The sequence below is a fragment of the Amycolatopsis sp. WAC 01416 genome (genome assembly GCF_003947485.1).
Lineage (GTDB): Bacteria > Actinomycetota > Actinomycetes > Mycobacteriales > Pseudonocardiaceae > Amycolatopsis.
On sequence record NZ_QHHX01000014.1, the window covers coordinates 62,266 to 77,052 of the forward strand.

Annotated in this window: 14 protein-coding genes and 1 tRNA gene; 7 read left to right on the top strand and 8 right to left on the bottom strand. The window is 68.3% G+C overall.

Going from position 1 to position 14,787, the window contains the following annotated elements; genetic code table 11:
* Positions 1–49 precede the first annotated feature (49 nt).
* On the top strand, positions 50–541 hold the full coding sequence (locus DL990_RS37725) for a hypothetical protein (protein WP_125801533.1): 492 nt from the start codon (positions 50–52) through the stop codon (positions 539–541).
* On the opposite strand, the gene DL990_RS37730 is transcribed toward DL990_RS37725, so the two are convergent.
* The 3 genes from DL990_RS37730 to DL990_RS37740 form a co-directional block, all read right to left on the bottom strand.
* A complete protein-coding gene (locus tag DL990_RS37730; protein WP_125786012.1) occupies positions 522–1,520 on the bottom strand; it encodes an aliphatic amidase in 999 nt (332 codons plus the stop codon). The genes DL990_RS37725 and DL990_RS37730 overlap by 20 nt on opposite strands.
* Positions 1,507–2,124, bottom strand: coding sequence for an AmiS/UreI family transporter (locus DL990_RS37735; protein WP_125801534.1), 618 nt, complete (start codon positions 2,122–2,124; stop codon positions 1,507–1,509). Before DL990_RS37735 ends, DL990_RS37730 begins: the two co-directional genes overlap by 14 nt.
* A gap of 82 nt (positions 2,125–2,206) precedes the next feature.
* Positions 2,207–3,283: a substrate-binding domain-containing protein gene (locus tag DL990_RS37740; protein WP_255431425.1), complete on the bottom strand. Its 1,077-nt coding sequence runs from the start codon at positions 3,281–3,283 to the stop codon at positions 2,207–2,209.
* Between the two features lie 87 nt (positions 3,284–3,370).
* Here DL990_RS37740 and DL990_RS37745 point away from each other — a divergent pair, with 87 nt between their 5' ends.
* Complete coding sequence (locus tag DL990_RS37745) at positions 3,371–3,781, top strand: MarR family winged helix-turn-helix transcriptional regulator (RefSeq protein WP_125793022.1); 411 nt, start codon at positions 3,371–3,373, stop codon at positions 3,779–3,781.
* Between the two features lie 3 nt (positions 3,782–3,784).
* Here DL990_RS37745 and DL990_RS37750 read toward each other — a convergent pair whose 3' ends face one another.
* The 4 genes from DL990_RS37750 to DL990_RS37765 form a co-directional block, all read right to left on the bottom strand.
* Entirely contained in the window at positions 3,785–4,444 is a 660-nt protein-coding gene (locus DL990_RS37750) for an MFS transporter (RefSeq protein ID WP_125801535.1), read from the bottom strand.
* A 528-nt stretch (positions 4,445–4,972) separates the two neighbouring features.
* Positions 4,973–5,046 (bottom strand) — tRNA-Arg (locus DL990_RS37755).
* Positions 5,047–5,288: 242 nt separating this feature from the next.
* A complete protein-coding gene (locus DL990_RS37760; protein WP_125801536.1) occupies positions 5,289–5,678 on the bottom strand; it encodes a peptidase inhibitor family I36 protein in 390 nt (129 codons plus the stop codon).
* A 188-nt stretch (positions 5,679–5,866) separates the two neighbouring features.
* Positions 5,867–6,916, bottom strand: a complete 1,050-nt coding sequence (locus DL990_RS37765) for a LacI family DNA-binding transcriptional regulator (protein ID WP_125801583.1) — start codon at positions 6,914–6,916, stop codon at positions 5,867–5,869.
* Between the two features lie 121 nt (positions 6,917–7,037).
* On the opposite strand from DL990_RS37765, the gene DL990_RS37770 reads away from it, so the two are divergent.
* The gene (locus tag DL990_RS37770; protein WP_125801537.1) at positions 7,038–8,216 is read left to right on the top strand and encodes an MFS transporter; all 1,179 of its coding nucleotides are present in this window, start codon (positions 7,038–7,040) and stop codon (positions 8,214–8,216) included.
* Positions 8,217–8,318: 102 nt separating this feature from the next.
* Positions 8,319–9,485, top strand: a complete 1,167-nt coding sequence (locus DL990_RS37775; protein ID WP_370451407.1) for a sensor histidine kinase — start codon at positions 8,319–8,321, stop codon at positions 9,483–9,485.
* On the opposite strand, the gene DL990_RS37780 is transcribed toward DL990_RS37775, so the two are convergent.
* The gene (locus DL990_RS37780) at positions 9,459–10,097 is read right to left on the bottom strand and encodes a histidine phosphatase family protein (protein ID WP_125801538.1); all 639 of its coding nucleotides are present in this window, start codon (positions 10,095–10,097) and stop codon (positions 9,459–9,461) included. The two genes, DL990_RS37775 and DL990_RS37780, sit on opposite strands and share 27 nt — an antisense overlap.
* A 42-nt stretch (positions 10,098–10,139) precedes the next feature.
* Between DL990_RS37780 and DL990_RS37785 the strand changes: the two genes are divergently transcribed.
* The 3 genes from DL990_RS37785 to ettA all read left to right on the top strand — a co-directional run bounded on the left by DL990_RS37785 (position 10,140) and on the right by ettA (position 14,780).
* The gene (locus DL990_RS37785; protein WP_125801539.1) at positions 10,140–12,167 is read left to right on the top strand and encodes a cytochrome c oxidase assembly protein; all 2,028 of its coding nucleotides are present in this window, start codon (positions 10,140–10,142) and stop codon (positions 12,165–12,167) included.
* A gap of 390 nt (positions 12,168–12,557) precedes the next feature.
* Positions 12,558–13,040 (top strand): single-stranded DNA-binding protein, encoded by a 483-nt coding sequence (locus DL990_RS37790; RefSeq protein WP_233620689.1) that lies wholly within the window; start codon positions 12,558–12,560, stop codon positions 13,038–13,040.
* 63 nt (positions 13,041–13,103) lie between these two features.
* The gene (gene ettA / locus DL990_RS37795; protein ID WP_125786003.1) at positions 13,104–14,780 is read left to right on the top strand and encodes an energy-dependent translational throttle protein EttA; all 1,677 of its coding nucleotides are present in this window, start codon (positions 13,104–13,106) and stop codon (positions 14,778–14,780) included.
* The last annotated feature ends 7 nt before the right edge of the window (positions 14,781–14,787 follow it).

Sequence of the window (14,787 nt, forward strand, 5' to 3'; positions counted from 1 at the left end):
ACGGCTAAGCTGATCATCGCGGATCACGGCCGCCGGTGGTCCGGGAGGGGTGATCCACATCGAGTACGTCGTCGCCTGGTCCGCCTTCCTCGGCGGCTGGCTCCTCGTCGCCGGGCCCATGTACCAGGGCGCGCTCGAACTCCGCGAGGAGAGCAAGCGGTTCGCCGACCTGCGCCTGCTCGAGGAGATGCCCCGCCCCGACTTCGGACGGCCCGTTTCGCGCTGGTGGTGGTTACTGCCGCCGGTGGCCATCGCCAAGGAACGGCGACGGCGGCGCAAGGTGCACCGCGAGGTCATGAAGTCGTTCACGACCGAGCAGCGGCGCACCATGGCCACCTTCGCCAACAAGGCCCGCGGCTGGTTCATCGTGACAGGGGGCGCCTTCTTCATCGCCCTCAAGGAAACGTGGCACCTGAACCATCTGCATCACTGGCCTTTGTGGACCTACTTCGCGCTGGTGCTCGTCCCGCTGGTGCTGAGTTTCGCCCACACGTCACGGGGTGTCCGGCTCACCGTCCTCATCATGGGGTCCGAGGAGTGATGGTGTCGCGGGTGATCGACTCGACCTTCTCCTGCGCCTTCTTGGCGTCGGTGACCCAGAGTTTGTAGAAGTCGAACGGGCAGTCCGCCACGCCCTTGTCACCCTCGTCCGCGTCCTGCACGCCGGTGTAACCGCGGTGCAGCAGCTTGAAGATGTGGTTCTGCGACTGGTCGTAGGTCCGCGCGTCGCGGATCGCCGACACCGACAGCTGCGCGTACTGGATCCCGTACTCTTCTTCGCCGGTCTCACCGAGCGTGCGCCCGTCGAAGCCGATGATCGAGGAATGGCCGAAGTAGGAGTACACGCCGTCGAAACCGGCGGCGTTCGCCACGGCCACGTAACAGTTGTTGGCCCACGCCATCGCCTTGGCGATCAGGATCTGTTGCTCCTTGGCCGGATACATGTAGCCCTGGCAGCGCACGATCAACTCGGCGCCCTTCATCGCGCAGTCGCGCCAGATCTCCGGGTAGTTCCCGTCGTCGCAGATGATCAGCGAGATCTTCATGCCCTTCGGGCCGTCGCTGACGTAGGTGTCCTCGCCGGGGTACCAGCCTTCGATCGGGCACCACGGCAGGATCTTGCGGTACTTCTGGACGATCTCGCCGCGGTCGTTGATGAGCACGAGCGTGTTGTACGGAGGCTTGTTCGGGTGGTCTTCGTGTCGCTCGCCGGTGATGGAGAAGACGCCCCAGGTCTGGGCATCCCGGCAGGCGGCGGCGAAGATTTCGGTTTCCTCGCCGGGAATCGTCGCCGCGGTCTCGTACATCTCCTTCGGGTCGTACATGATGCCCTGGGTCGAGTACTCCGGGAACACCACGAGGTCCATGCCCGGCAGCCCGGATTTCATGCCCACCACCATTTCGGCGATCTTGCGGGCGTTGTCGAGCACCTCGGCCTTGGTGTGCAGCCGCGGCATCTTGTAGTTGACCACCGCGACGCCGACCGTGTCGGGGCTGGCGGAAATGTCACCGTGTCGCATGGGGATTCCTCTTCTCCTGATGGGTTTTCTGGAGCAACAAGGCCGCCGCGACCAAGACGCAGGCGATCGCGGCCGCGATCAGCGCCGTCCCGCCGTCGCTGCGGTAGGCGCCGGTGAGGCCGAGGAAGGCGGGCACCGTGCAGGTCGGCTGGCTGAGCAGCAGGACGGTCCAGCCGGTGAACCGGGTCAGCTGTTCCTTGCCGAGGCCGAGCACGAGGAAGAACAACGTCCACAACAGTGCCCAGGACAGCCAGATGACGCCGAAGACCGGATCGGCGTCGTGCCAGAACGCGATTCCCGCGTACACCACGGCGGCGCCCGCCACGAACAGCGAGAACCAGCCGATGCCTTCGGGCGCCAGGCCGGCGAGGTTCGCGATGCCGACGTACAGGTAGGTGAAACCGAACAGGTACAGCCCGGACGCGGCGAGGATCGCGTCCGGGTTCCCGTCCGCCTGGACGATCAGCACGGTCGGGGTGACGCACTGGAGCGCGCCGACGAACAGGTTCAGCACCGCCGCCGAACGTGGCGGTATCCGGCCGAGCAACATCAGGCCGTTGATCATCAAGGCGGCGCCGACGTAGAGAAGGCCCACGTTGCCCATGCTCACCTCCGCGTAATGTGCATCACGTGGAATAATTTCAAATGAAAGTATGTGGTGTGCCGGAGTGAGTCAAGGGTGGGGTTCAGAGCCGGGTGAGGACTTCGAAGTCGTAGCCGTCGGCGACCGCGAGATGGACGTGCTGGTCGGCCTGCTGCCCGCGGAACTCGATCGTGCCGCGCGGGCCGTGATAGGCGACGCCGTCGATCGCCGCGTTGAGCGCGGGCAGGTCGGGCCTGCCCGCCCGGCGGACGAGTTCGGCCAGTGTGTGCAGTCCCTCGTAACAGGATTCGGCGGCGTTGTTCAAGGCCGGGGCGCCGGGACCGTTGCGGTCGACGTAACGGCCGAGCAGGTCCATCGCGTCGGCGGTGACCATCGACCGGAAGTACGCGGCGGAGACATAGAGGTTGCCGGTGGCGTGCGCGCCGCTCGCGAGGAGCATGTTCTCCTCCATCAGCGGGCTGAACCGGACCAGCCGGTCGCTGAGTCCCTGCGCGGCGAAGGCGCGGTTGAAGCGCACCGCGTCCTGCCCGACCAGCAACATGAGCACACCGTCGCTTGTGGACCGTTCGGCCGAACGGACCACTGTGGACATATCGCCCGCGCCGAGCCCGACGAACGCCTCGCCGGTGATGCGCAGATCGAGATCCTTGGCGTACTGCCGGATCGCCCGGGTCGACCGGTGAGGCCAGACGTAGTCGTCACCGACGACGAACCACCGCCGGACACCGAGGTGGTCACGCAACCAGCGCAGCGCCGGTTCGATCTGGCAGCGCGGCGTCTCTCCCGTGCAGAAGATGCCGGCACGGCGCTCGCCGCCTTCATAGAGTGACGTGTACACGTACGGCACCCTGTCGGCCACGACCGGCGCGAGCGCGTGCCGGATCGACGAAATGTGCCAGCCGCTCACCGCGTCGACCCGTCCCGCGTCGACCAGCCGTCGCAGGTCTTCGGCCACCTGCGCGGGGGTGCCGCCGCCGTCGACCACCTCGGCCTCGACCTGCCTGCCGAGAATCCCGCCGGACTCGTTGAGTTCGTGGACGGCGAGATCCGTGATCGCCTCGCAGGACGGGCCGAACAGCCCGGCGGGCCCCTGCAACGGGACCACCATGGCCACACGCCAGGTGTCGTCGCGGGTCCGGGTGGCGAGGCGTAGGGGCATGGCGCTCCGTGCGGTGGCCCGGTAAGGTCAAAGTGCTTTCACCTGGAAGTATTGCGAGGGTGTCCGGTTTTGGCAAGGGGACGGGATATGGGGACACGCGGCGTCGCGACCGCCGGAACGTCGCTCACCGGCTCGCTCACCCGTGCCGCCAGGGCCGTCGCCGGCAAGGTGGAGCAGGTGCTCGCCAAGGAAGGTCTCACCCTGGACCAGTGGCTGGTGCTGGACGCGCTGAGCGGCAAGGGCGGCCTCGCCATGGCCGACCTCGCCGACCGGACCCTGGCCACCGCGCCGACGCTGACCAGGGTGGTGGACAAACTGGTCACCACCGCGCAGGCGTACCGCGAGGTCGACGCCGCGGACAGGCGCCGAGTACTCGTGCACCTCAGCGCCCGCGGCCGGGCGACGTACCGGCGCGTGGCCGCGAAGGTCGCCGAGGTGGAAGCCCGTCTCGACGTGACGGACGACGTGCTCGTGGCGTTGCGGGGCCTCGGCGACTGAAGGTCAGGCCTGCGGCGGACCTTGTGGCGGATACGGCATCGGCCGCGCCTGTGGTTTCACCTTTGTCAGCGCGACGATGCCGACAACGCCGGTGACGACGAGCGCCATGACCACGAACAGCGCGGCCACCACGTACACCAGGCGGAAGCTGAAGGCGTCCGAGAGCAACCCGCCGAGGAACGGTGCGATCACCAAGGCAAGGACGCCGACGCCCGCTGCCGCACCGGTCGCGGCGCCGCGACCGGACTGGAGGCGCCGGATCAGCGCGACCGTCACGCCGATCGCCGCGCCAGCGCCGAGCCCGTTGAGCACCCGCCCGACGAGGAGCAGGCCGCTGCTGGGAACGAAAGCGACCAGCGCCACGCCGAGGAGCATCAGGAAGAGCGCGGGCACCGTCACCGACGTCGGGAAGCGCGCGCCGAGCAGCAGACCCGCCGGGAAGGCGATCGCGGCCGCGACGAGGTACGCGACGAGCCCGCTCAGCAGCAGGGACTGGTTCGACATGCCCAGCTCGATCTGCAGGGCGGACGAGCCGTCGAAGCGGTAGATCACGGTGAGCAGGAACAGCCCGATGAGCGCGGCGAACCCCGGCCCGATCACCAGCCACCAGGGCGGTCCGGAGGTCGGCTGCTGGTCGTGGTGCGTCGGTGTCGGCACGAACATGGGGACAACCTATAGCGACCGGCGATGCGGATGGACCACTTCGCCGGGAAAGCCGCTCATGGTCGGAGTCGGGCGAGCGCCCGGGAGTTGGTCGACCGAGTGTTTTCGCTGTTCACGGGTGTTCTGAGGGGCTGAGTGGACGCGCGTCGCTGTGGGTGTAGCGGTCTTTTCGGTCGTCATGGTGGTCGACTGGCTGCTCGTGACCGGTTGAGCTCGTGCGAGACCGAAGCCCGCGGGGCGGCTGAGTGTGTCCAATGTGAACAAAGCAAAGAAACAGCGACTCGAAGACAGTGGCCCGGTGAGACCTCGCGACATCCCGGCCTGGGTCACCGAATTGGTGAATTACTGGCACTGGACCGGGAAACCTCGGTGGGCTTTGACGCTTGCGCCATTCGGCTCTACGGCACGGTGATCCGAGTCACGGAAGCCGGCTTCCCTGGCCTTCACGCGCAGGCTGAGAGCCCCGGACGGCACTTGATAGGGGAGCCCCTGGCCACTTGCGTGACCAGGGGTTTCCCTGTGGCGGCGTGCCCCCGGCAGGACTTGAACCTGCGACCTAGAGATTAGAAGGCTCTTGCTCTATCCAGCTGAGCTACGAGGGCCGACGTCGGCGACGTTGGGTGTCGCCCAGCATCGGCAGCTTAGCCGTCGCCAACCTGTCGATCGTTCGACACCGCCAGATCGTTTCAGGTCGAGCCCACCGTTTTTTGGAACGCCCGTGAGCGCGTCACGACGCGGGGTGACGCGCCCACGGGCCGGGGCCGCTTCGGGGGAGCGGCCCCTGGGTTCGTGCAGGTCGCGAGTCGACTCTTCCGCGAGTGACCGGCACGAACCGCCGGGGTGGTCAGTCCCAGATCTTGAGGGCGCGGATCACGAACGGTCCCTGGGGTACGTAGGTGCCGCCACCCGGATAGGTGATGAAATCTCCCTCCGTCGTGCATTCCTCGCTCTGGTAAATCGTCACGTCCCGGCTCAGCCGGTTGACGAACGAATGCCCGTCGAAGCCTTCGGGTAAGGGAATGCATTCGTCGGGATTGGAGGTACGCAGGTCGAATTTGTGCACCGTGCCGCCGTATGATTCTTCGCCCCAGACGCAGAACTCGCCCTTCTGGCAGGCGGGTTCGGGCGGCGCCGTGGTGGCGTTCGCGACTCCGGCGCTGGTCAGCAGGCCGACCATGGCCAGCAGGAGCACGTGCGGGAGGCGGGCGCGCAGGTTCGTCAAACGTCGTTGCATGGCTGGGTTCTCCCCCGTGATTCGACGGCTCGGGCGCCGTCGGTGAATGTGTGATTCCACGATGACCCGAGGGGAAGGCTTTGTCAGCCCGCATTTCTACTTCTGTGGATAAGTAGTTGTGCGCCGCTCGATCGGGGCGAGTTGTCCACATATCACCGGGACCGCCTTGTGCTCGCCGAAATCGGCTGCTACACGGGCGCGGTGGAGTCCCGGACGACCAGTTCGGCCGGTATCTCGGCGGGGGGCGGTGCCTTCTCCCCGCGCAGCAGCCCCAGCACCAGATCGCCGGCCGCGCGCCCCTTGGCGGTGAGGTCCTGCCGGACGGTCGTCAGCGGTGGTTCGGACCACCGAGCGGGCGGGACGTCGTCGAAGCCCACGACCGAAAGATCACCCGGGACCGACAATCCGAGGTGTCTCGCCGCCGAGATCGCCGCCAGTGCCAGCAGGTCCGACATGCACAACAGCGCGGTCGGCCGCGGTTGCCGGTCCAACAGGCCGAAGGCGCTCGGCAGCGCTGCTTCGGCCGAGAGTCCCGACGCCTCCCAGATCGGTGTGTCCGCCGCCGGGATCCCCGCCTCGGCCAGGGTCTCCAGGTAGCCGGCCATCCGCTCACGGTTGTCGTGGAACCGGCTGTCGCCTGCCTCCGCCATGCTCAGCTCGCCACCGCGGGGAGCCGAGAGGCACTGCGCCGACAAGATCCCGATCCGCCGGTGCCCGAGTCCCACCAGATGCCGGGCGGCGGCGGCCGCTCCCGCCCGGTCCGCCACCCCGATCCTGGCCGAACCGCGGATATGCGGCTGGTCGATCACCACCAGTGGCAGGCCTCGATCCCGCACCGCGTTCAGCGCCGGGGCGCCGTCGGGCAGCGAATACGCCACCGCGATGTCGGCTTGCGCGGTCAGGATCCGCTCCGCGCGCGGGCCGCCGCTCTCGCCGTCGCCGGGGAGCAGCAGGAGGGCGTGGCCCTCGGGATCGACGACGGTCGAGAGGGCGTCGAGGGTGAGTGACAACGCGGGATCCGAGAAGGCCGTCGAAAGATTCGTGTCGAGCAGGACGGCGATCGCGCCGGTGCGGCTGGTGGCCAGGCTTCGGGCGGTCGGATTCGGCCCCGCGTACCCGATTTTCTTGGCCGCGCGAAGCACCTCTTCGCGCAGTTGTGCGGACAGCTGATCGGGCCGGTTGTAGGCGTTGGAGACGGTCGCCCGCGACACCCCGACGGCGTCGGCGACATCGTCCAACGTCGGCCTTCGCCGTCGCGTGGTGGTCACCGCCGCAGTCTAGTCCCGCCAGGAGCCGGTGGACTTTCTGAAGCGCTTAAGTCATTCTGGGGGAAGAGGAATCGGAAGGAGACTGGGGTCTATGCGTGACCGTACGGCCGTTTTCGTCGTGTTCGCGCTCAACGGGGCCGCGCTCGGCTCCTGGGCGCCGCGGACACCCGCCTTGTCGGAACGGGTGAGCGCCTCGCCGGGTGTCTTCGGCCTCGCCCTGCTGGGCGCCAGCGTCGGCATGCTGATCGCGGCGTCGGTTTCGGGAAGGCTGATCGAGCGCCACGGTGCCCGCGCCGTGGTCGCGGGCAGCACGATCATCGCCTGCGCCGCGCTGCCGATGATCGGCTTCTCGACGTCGGTCGCCCTGCTCGCCGGGGCGTTGTTCGTCCTCGGCGCGAGCGTCGGCGCGCTGGACGTGGCGATGAACGTCGCCGGAGTCGAGGTCGAGCGCCGGTCCGGACGCGCGATCATGCCGATATTGCACGCCGGGTTCAGCTTCGGCGCGTTGGCGGGCTCCGTCGCCGCCGGATTCGCCGCGTCGCACCACTGGTCACCGGGGCGGCATCTCACGGTCGCCGCGTTGGCCGCGCTGGTGGTGCTCGCCTTCGTCATCGTCGCCGTGCCCGGCGCGCGGCCCGTGCACACCGAACCCGTCGAGAAGCCGCGGGTGGCGCCGATCAAACGGCCCGTCCTCTGGCTGCTCGCCGCCATCGCGTTGTTCTCGGCGATCGCGGAAGGCGCGAGTTCGGACTGGTCCGCCCTGCTGATGACGTCCGTGCACGGGGTCGGCGACGGCGCCGCGGCGTTCGCCTATTCCGGATTCGCACTGGCCATGGCGCTCGCCAGGCTCGCGGGCGCCTGGGTTCAGAACCGCTTCGGCGCGACCCGTGCGCTGGCGGTGGGTGCCGGGATCGCCTCGGCCGGGCTCGTCCTCGCCGCGCTGGCCGGCGTTCCCGTGTTCGGGTTCGTCGGCTTCGCGCTGGCGCTCGCCGGGCTGGCCGCGGCCTTCCCGATCGCGTTGAGCCTCGCGGGCGCGTCGGGCAAACGCGCGGACGGCACCGGAGGCGAGCGGGAACTGGCCTTCGTCACCGCGATCGCCTACACCGGTTTCCTCGCCGGGCCACCCCTGATCGGCGGGATCGCGCAGGTGACGTCGCTTTCGGTGTCGTTCCTGTTCGTCGGACTGACCGCCGCGCTGATCGTGCCGTCCGCGGTGGCCGCGGCGCGGGCGGGCAAACGGGAGAAGGCCTCCGAACCCGTCAGCCGTTGACATCCTCGCCGGAACGCGGGCAAGCTGATTGCTCGTAAACTGAAATGAATGCGACTCGTTCGCTGTTTCAGGACGGCTGATCCGGGGAGGAGCGGCGTGAGGGTGCTGATGCTCGGCGGTGGCGTGGGGATCCTGACCGGCCGTCACCAGGTGCCCGGGATCCCGGCGCGACTGGTGCAGACCACGTTGCCCCGGCTCGTCCTGGTCCCGCTGGTCTTCCGGCTGGTGATGCTGGTGCAGGCGCTGTGGTCGGCGGGTCTCGGCGGGCCCTCGGTGCTGTGGACGTTCGCGCTGATGCACCTCGTGCCGAACGTCGCCGAAGCCCTCTGGGCCTTCCGGCGGTCACCGGCCGGTACGCGAATGGTGCCGGTGGCCGACGCCGGGTTCGCCGCCCTCTTCATCCTGGCGGCGGCGCTGATCTCGCCGGATCTCGCGATCACGTCGATCACCTGGACCCATCTGATGGGCACGGTGATGATCTGGGCCCTGCTGCGTGGCGCGCTGGCTGGATCCTTGGTCGTCGGCGGGGCCGTGGCGCTCAACACCCTGCTGGACCCGGCCTCCTCGCTGGGGCTCTTCCTCACCCTCGCGACCGCGTTGGTGGCGTCCCTCTCGATCGTCGGTCTGGTCGGCGCTTCGATGCGGTTCGCGCTCGGGTTCGGGGAGCAGCAGGGCCGGGCGGCGGAACGCGAACGGCATCGCCGCGATGTCCACGACACGGTTCTGCAGGTGATGGAGTCGTTCGCCATCCCCGCGCCCGCCGACGAACTCGATCCGGCGGCCAGCCTCGACCGCGTCCGCCGGACCGCTCGCGCCCAGGCGATGCGCATCCGGATCAGCCTCGAGCACGAATCCTCCGAGAGGATCGGACTGCGCCAGCGGTTGCGGTTGCTCGCCGCCGAAATGGCCGCGGAAGGCCTGCGCGCCGAGGTCGTCATCCAGGACGACTGTGCCCCGGAACTCCCGGAAGAAGCGGCCATGGCCCTGCACGACTCGGCCAGGGAAGCCTTGCGCAACACGCTGAAGCACTCCGGGACCCGACGGGCCGTCGTCAGCGTCGAGGAGATCGGCGGCGGGGTTTCCTTGACGGTGCGCGATCACGGCGCCGGTTTCGATGTCGGCGACCGGCGGCGCGGCTTCGGCCTCGAGAACTCGATCATCGCGCGGATGGCGGAAATCGGCGGTTTCGCGCGGATCGAGTCCACGCCGGGACTGGGGACCCGGGTGGTGCTCCTCGCGCCGTCAGTCTTGCGTGTCCCCGTCGGGTGAGTCGCGCCACTGGCGAAACGGGCGGTCCAGCGTCCACTTGTCACCCGTGCGCTCGACGACGCGGTATTCGCAGGTCGTCGGATTGGACAGGGATTCGAACAGCTCGATGCTCCAGCCGAAGAGACGGCGGCACAGCAACCGGATGGTCAGCCCGTGCGAGACGACCAGCACGGTTTCGGGGTGATCTTCGCCGCACGCCGCCAGCTCGCTGAGAAACGCCGCGACTCGGTCGTCGACGTCCGCCCCGGATTCGCCGAAGGGGAGCCGGTAGAAGAAGTGCCCGAATTCGTGGCGCCGCTGTTTCTGGATCTCCTGCTCCAGCGGATCCTGGAGGTTGCCCCAGTCCTGCTCCCGCAGCCTCGGCTCCGGCACTATCCGCTCGCACGCATCCCGGATGTCCAGTAGCCGCAACGTTTCCCGCGTCCGCAGATACGGGCTGACGTAGACCGCCGGTCGTTGCCCGCCGAGGAGCTCCGCGATCTCCGGACCCGCCAGTTTCGCCTGCTTGCGGCCGGCCTCGGTCAGCGGGAGAGCGTGGTCGGGAATCCGGGTGTAAGCGAGCTCGTCGACGTTGCCGAGCGACTCGGCATGCCTCAGCAGGATGATCCGCACGCCGCCATCTTGCCCCTTGCGCGCCCGGCATACCCTCGTGACGTGCCTTCAGACCCCGAGACGAAACCGGCCCCGTCCGCGCGGAAGGCCGGTGTCCTGCCGCTGGTGTCGATCGGTGCGCTGCTGGCCGCGGTGGTGGCCGTCGGCCTGGTCGCGCTGACCGGTGGCGCCGGTTACGTCATCGCCGGCCTGCCGGATCCCGGACTGGTGACCCGCTACGGCATCACCGTCGTCCGGGTGCTCGCCGAGGCGGCTTCGGTGCTGTGCGTGGGTTCACTGCTGCTCGCCGCGTTCCTCGTCCCGCCGCAGAAGTCCGGCACGCTCGCGGCCGACGGTTACGCGGCCATCCGTGTCGCGGGTGTCGCCGCATGGGTCTGGTTCTTCGCGGCCGCCGCGTCGATCTTCTTCTCCGCGGCCGACGGCGCCGGGCGCCCGTTCACCGAGGTGCTCTCGCCGCAGGTGCTGATCGACCTCGTCGACGCCATCGAGCAGCCCAAGGCCTGGCTGTTCACCGCGTTGATCGCGCTGCTGGTCGCGCTCGGCTGCCGTCTCGCGCTGACCTGGGGCTGGACGACGGTGGTCTTCTTCCTGTCCGTCGGCGGCCTCGTCCCGGTCGCGGTCACGGGCCATTCGGCGAGCGGTGGCTCGCACGACATGGCGACCAACAGCCTGCTGTACCACCTGGTCGCCGCCGCGCTGTGGGTCGGCGGCCTGGTCGCGCTGCTCGCGCTCGGCTGGCGCCGCGGCGAGAACCTCAAGCTCGCCGCGACGCGGTTTTCCAAGCTGGCGCTGGTCTGCTGGATCGTGATGGCGGTCTCCGGCATCGTCAACGCACTGGTGCGGATCAGGATCGCCGACCTGTTCACCACCGACTACGGCCTGCTGGTGCTCGTGAAGATCGTCGCGTTGCTGCTGCTCGGCGTCTTCGGCCACCAGCAGCGGCAGAAGGGTGTCGCCGGGCTGGTGAACGGGGCGGGCGGTGGGCAGCTGCTGCGGCTCGCCGCCGTCGAGGTGCTGATCATGTTCATCACCATCGGCATCGCCACCGGGCTCGCGAAGACCCCGCCGCCACAGGAATCGCTCACGCAGCCGTCGACCACGGAACTGCTGATCGGCTACGACCTCTACGGCCCGCCGACCGTCTTCAGACTGCTCACGGACTGGCGGTTCGACCTCGTCTACGGCACGCTCGCGCTCGTTCTCGCCGGGCTGTACCTCGCCGGGGTGCGGCGGCTGCGGCGCCGCGGTGACACCTGGGCCACGGGCCGGACGGTCGCCTGGCTCGGCGGTTGTTTCGTGCTGCTGATCGCGACGTCGTCCGGCATCGGCCGGTACGCGCCCGCGATGTTCAGCGTGCACATGGGCAACCACATGCTGCTGTCCATGGTGGCGCCGGTGCTGTTCGTGCTCGGCGGACCCGTGACGCTCGCGCTGCGCGCATTGCCCGCCGCGGGCAAGGACGCCCCGCCAGGACCGCGTGAATGGCTGCTCGCCTTCGTGCACTCGCCGCTTTCGCGGTTCCTGACGCATCCGATCGTCGCGCTGCTGCTGTTCGTCGGTTCCTTCTACGGCCTGTACTTCTCGGGACTGTTCGACTCCGCGCTGAACTACCACTGGGCGCATCTGGCGATGAACGCGCACTTCCTGCTCGCCGGATACGTCTTCTACTGGCCGGTGATCGGTGTCGATCCGGCGCCACGACGGCTCCCGCCGCTGGGGCGGCTGGGGATGATGTTCGCCGCCATGCCGTTCCACGCGTTCTTCGGGATCGCGCTGATGAGCATGCAGACCGTGCTCGGACAGGACTTCTACCGCGGGCTGAAACTGCCGTGGGTCACCGACCTGCTCACCGATCAGCGGCTCGGCGGCGGGATCGCGTGGGCGTCCGGCGAACTGCCGGTCCTGCTGGTGCTGGTCGCGCTGCTGGTGCAGTGGGCGCGTCAGGACGAACGGGAGGCCCGGCGGCGGGATCGCCGGGAGGACGCCTCGGGTGACGCGGATCTGAACGCCTACAACGCGATGCTGAAGAAACTCGCGGATCAGGGCAGGGGGCCGGGTTCCGGCTCGTAGCGCGGCACTCGTGATCGCGGCTTGGCAGGACTCGCGCCGGGACGGTCACTCGGCTCCTCCCCGCGCGCCTGTCGATCCAGGGTCGAGGGCACGACATGTCTGACGATGGAGGAATCGGGACGTTCAGTGTCCCGATTCCTCCATCGTCGGCCCTCGAGCCGGTCGGGCATAGACAGAGGGCCACTACCGCTCCGGCGCTGACCGTCCCCTACCACGTCTCCGCGCCCACGCCGGCCTTGCGGCCGGAGTTGTCCACAGGAAGCCCCCGGCGCCCGGAGTTGTCCACAGATCCGGCTCGCGTCCTTTTCCGCCCTTCGATCCGAGGCAGTCTGTGATCAAGGGAAACACCGGGAGCGGCCCGGAACGAGGAGAAAGGCGAGAGTGATGGCGATGGGCGAAACGTGGGTGACCATGATCGGCAACCTGACCAGCGAACCGGTCCACCATCCGGAGCGGGTGCACGGGCACGATGTCGTGTCGTTCGGCTTGCGGAGTGTCGAACGCCGGTACGACAAGGAAAGAGGGGAGTGGGGCGAGGGACGGCAGCTCGCGGTCAAGGTCACCTGCTGGCGCAAGCTGGCGATGGCGGCGTTCTCCTGCCTGAGCAAGGGCGATCCGGTGATCGTGGCCGGGCGGCTGCGCGGCGCCGAGACCGCGGAGGAGATCCCGGCACCTCTGGGTCTACCTGAGCTTGAGGCCTTCTCCATCGGCCCCAACCTCGCGCGTTGCTCGGCCGAGATCCACCGGATGGGACGTGATCGGCCGAGGGCGATCCCGCTGTCACCGCCGCCCGTGGGGAATCCCATGGTCACCGCGCTGGAGGACGCGCGCGTGGCGGAAGGCGCCGATGCTCGTTCAGTGATGTCGGGCTGACTGAGGGTAGCTCGATGGTGACCGCCGTCGAGGCCGCGATCGGCTCGCTCTACGATCGCTTGTATGGCCGAGTTCATCTACACCATGAAGAAGGTGCGCAAGACCGTCGGGGACAAGGTCATCCTTGACGACGTCAGCACCGCGTTCTACCCCGGCGCCAAGATCGGCGTGGTGGGGCCGAACGGCGCGGGTAAGTCCACCGTTCTGAAGATCATGGCGGGGATCGAGCAGGCCAGCAACGGCGAAGCCTTCCTCCAGCCTGGCGCCAGCGTCGGCATCCTCATGCAGGAGCCGGAGCTCAACGAGGAAAAGACCGTCCGCGAGAACGTCGAAGAGGGTCTCGGCGACATCAAGGTCAAGCTCAACCGCTTCAACGAAGTCGCCGAGCTGATGGCGACCGACTACAGCGATGAGCTGATGGAGGAGATGGGCAAGCTCCAGGAGGACCTCGACCACGCCGACGCGTGGGAGATCGACTCCGCGGTGGAGCAGGCGATGGACGCCCTGCGTTGCCCGCCGCCGGAAGAGCCGGTCACCCACCTCTCCGGTGGTGAGCGTCGCCGGGTCGCGCTGTGCAAGCTGCTCCTGTCCGCGCCCGACCTGCTGCTCCTCGACGAGCCCACCAACCATCTGGACGCCGAAAGCGTGCTGTGGCTGGAACAGTTCCTGGCGAACTACGCCGGTGCAGTCCTCGCCGTCACCCACGACCGGTACTTCCTGGACAACGTCGCCGAGTGGATCATGGAGCTCGACCGCGGCCGCGTCGTCGGCTACGAGGGCAACTACTCGACGTATCTGGAGAAGAAGCGCGAGCGCCTCGAGGTCCAGGGCAAGAAGGACGCCAAGCTCGCCAAGCGGCTGAAGTCCGAACTCGACTGGGTCCGGTCCAACGCCAAGGCACGCCAGACCAAGTCGCGGTCCCGGCTCGACCGCTACGAAGAGATGGCCGCGGAGGCGGACAAGCACCGCAAGCTCGACTTCGAAGAGATCCAGATCCCGCCGGGGCCCCGGCTGGGCAGCGTGGTCGTCGAGGTCGAGAAGCTGCGCAAGGGATTCGACGACCGCGTGCTGATCGACGGGCTGTCGTTCGACCTGCCGCGCAACGGCATCGTCGGTGTCATCGGGCCGAACGGTGTCGGCAAGACGACCCTGTTCAAGACGATCGTCGGGCTCGAAGAGCCGGACGACGGCCAGGTGAAGATCGGCGAGACGGTCAAACTGTCCTATGTGGACCAGAACCGTGGCGGGATCGACCCGAAGAAGACGGTATGGGAGGTGGTTTCGGACAAGCTGGACTACATCCACGTCGGGCAGACCGAAATGCCCTCGCGTGCCTACGTCAGCGCGTTCGGCTTCAAGGGTCCGGACCAGCAGAAGCCGGCGGGCGTGCTCTCCGGTGGTGAGCGCAACCGGCTGAACCTGGCGCTGACCCTCAAACAGGGCGGGAACCTGATCCTGCTCGACGAGCCGACGAACGACCTGGACGTCGAGACCCTGGGCTCGCTGGAGAACGCTCTCGAGCAGTTCCCCGGTTGCGCCGTGGTCATCTCGCACGACCGGTGGTTCCTCGACCGGGTCGCGACGCACATCCTCGCCTGGGAAGGCACGGACGAGAACCCCTCGCAATGGTTCTGGTTCGAAGGTAACTTCGAGGGCTACGAGAAGAACAAGGTCGAACGTCTCGGTGCCGAGGCGGCTCGTCCGCACCGCGTCACCCATCGCAAGCTGACCCGCGACTGAGGGCCGG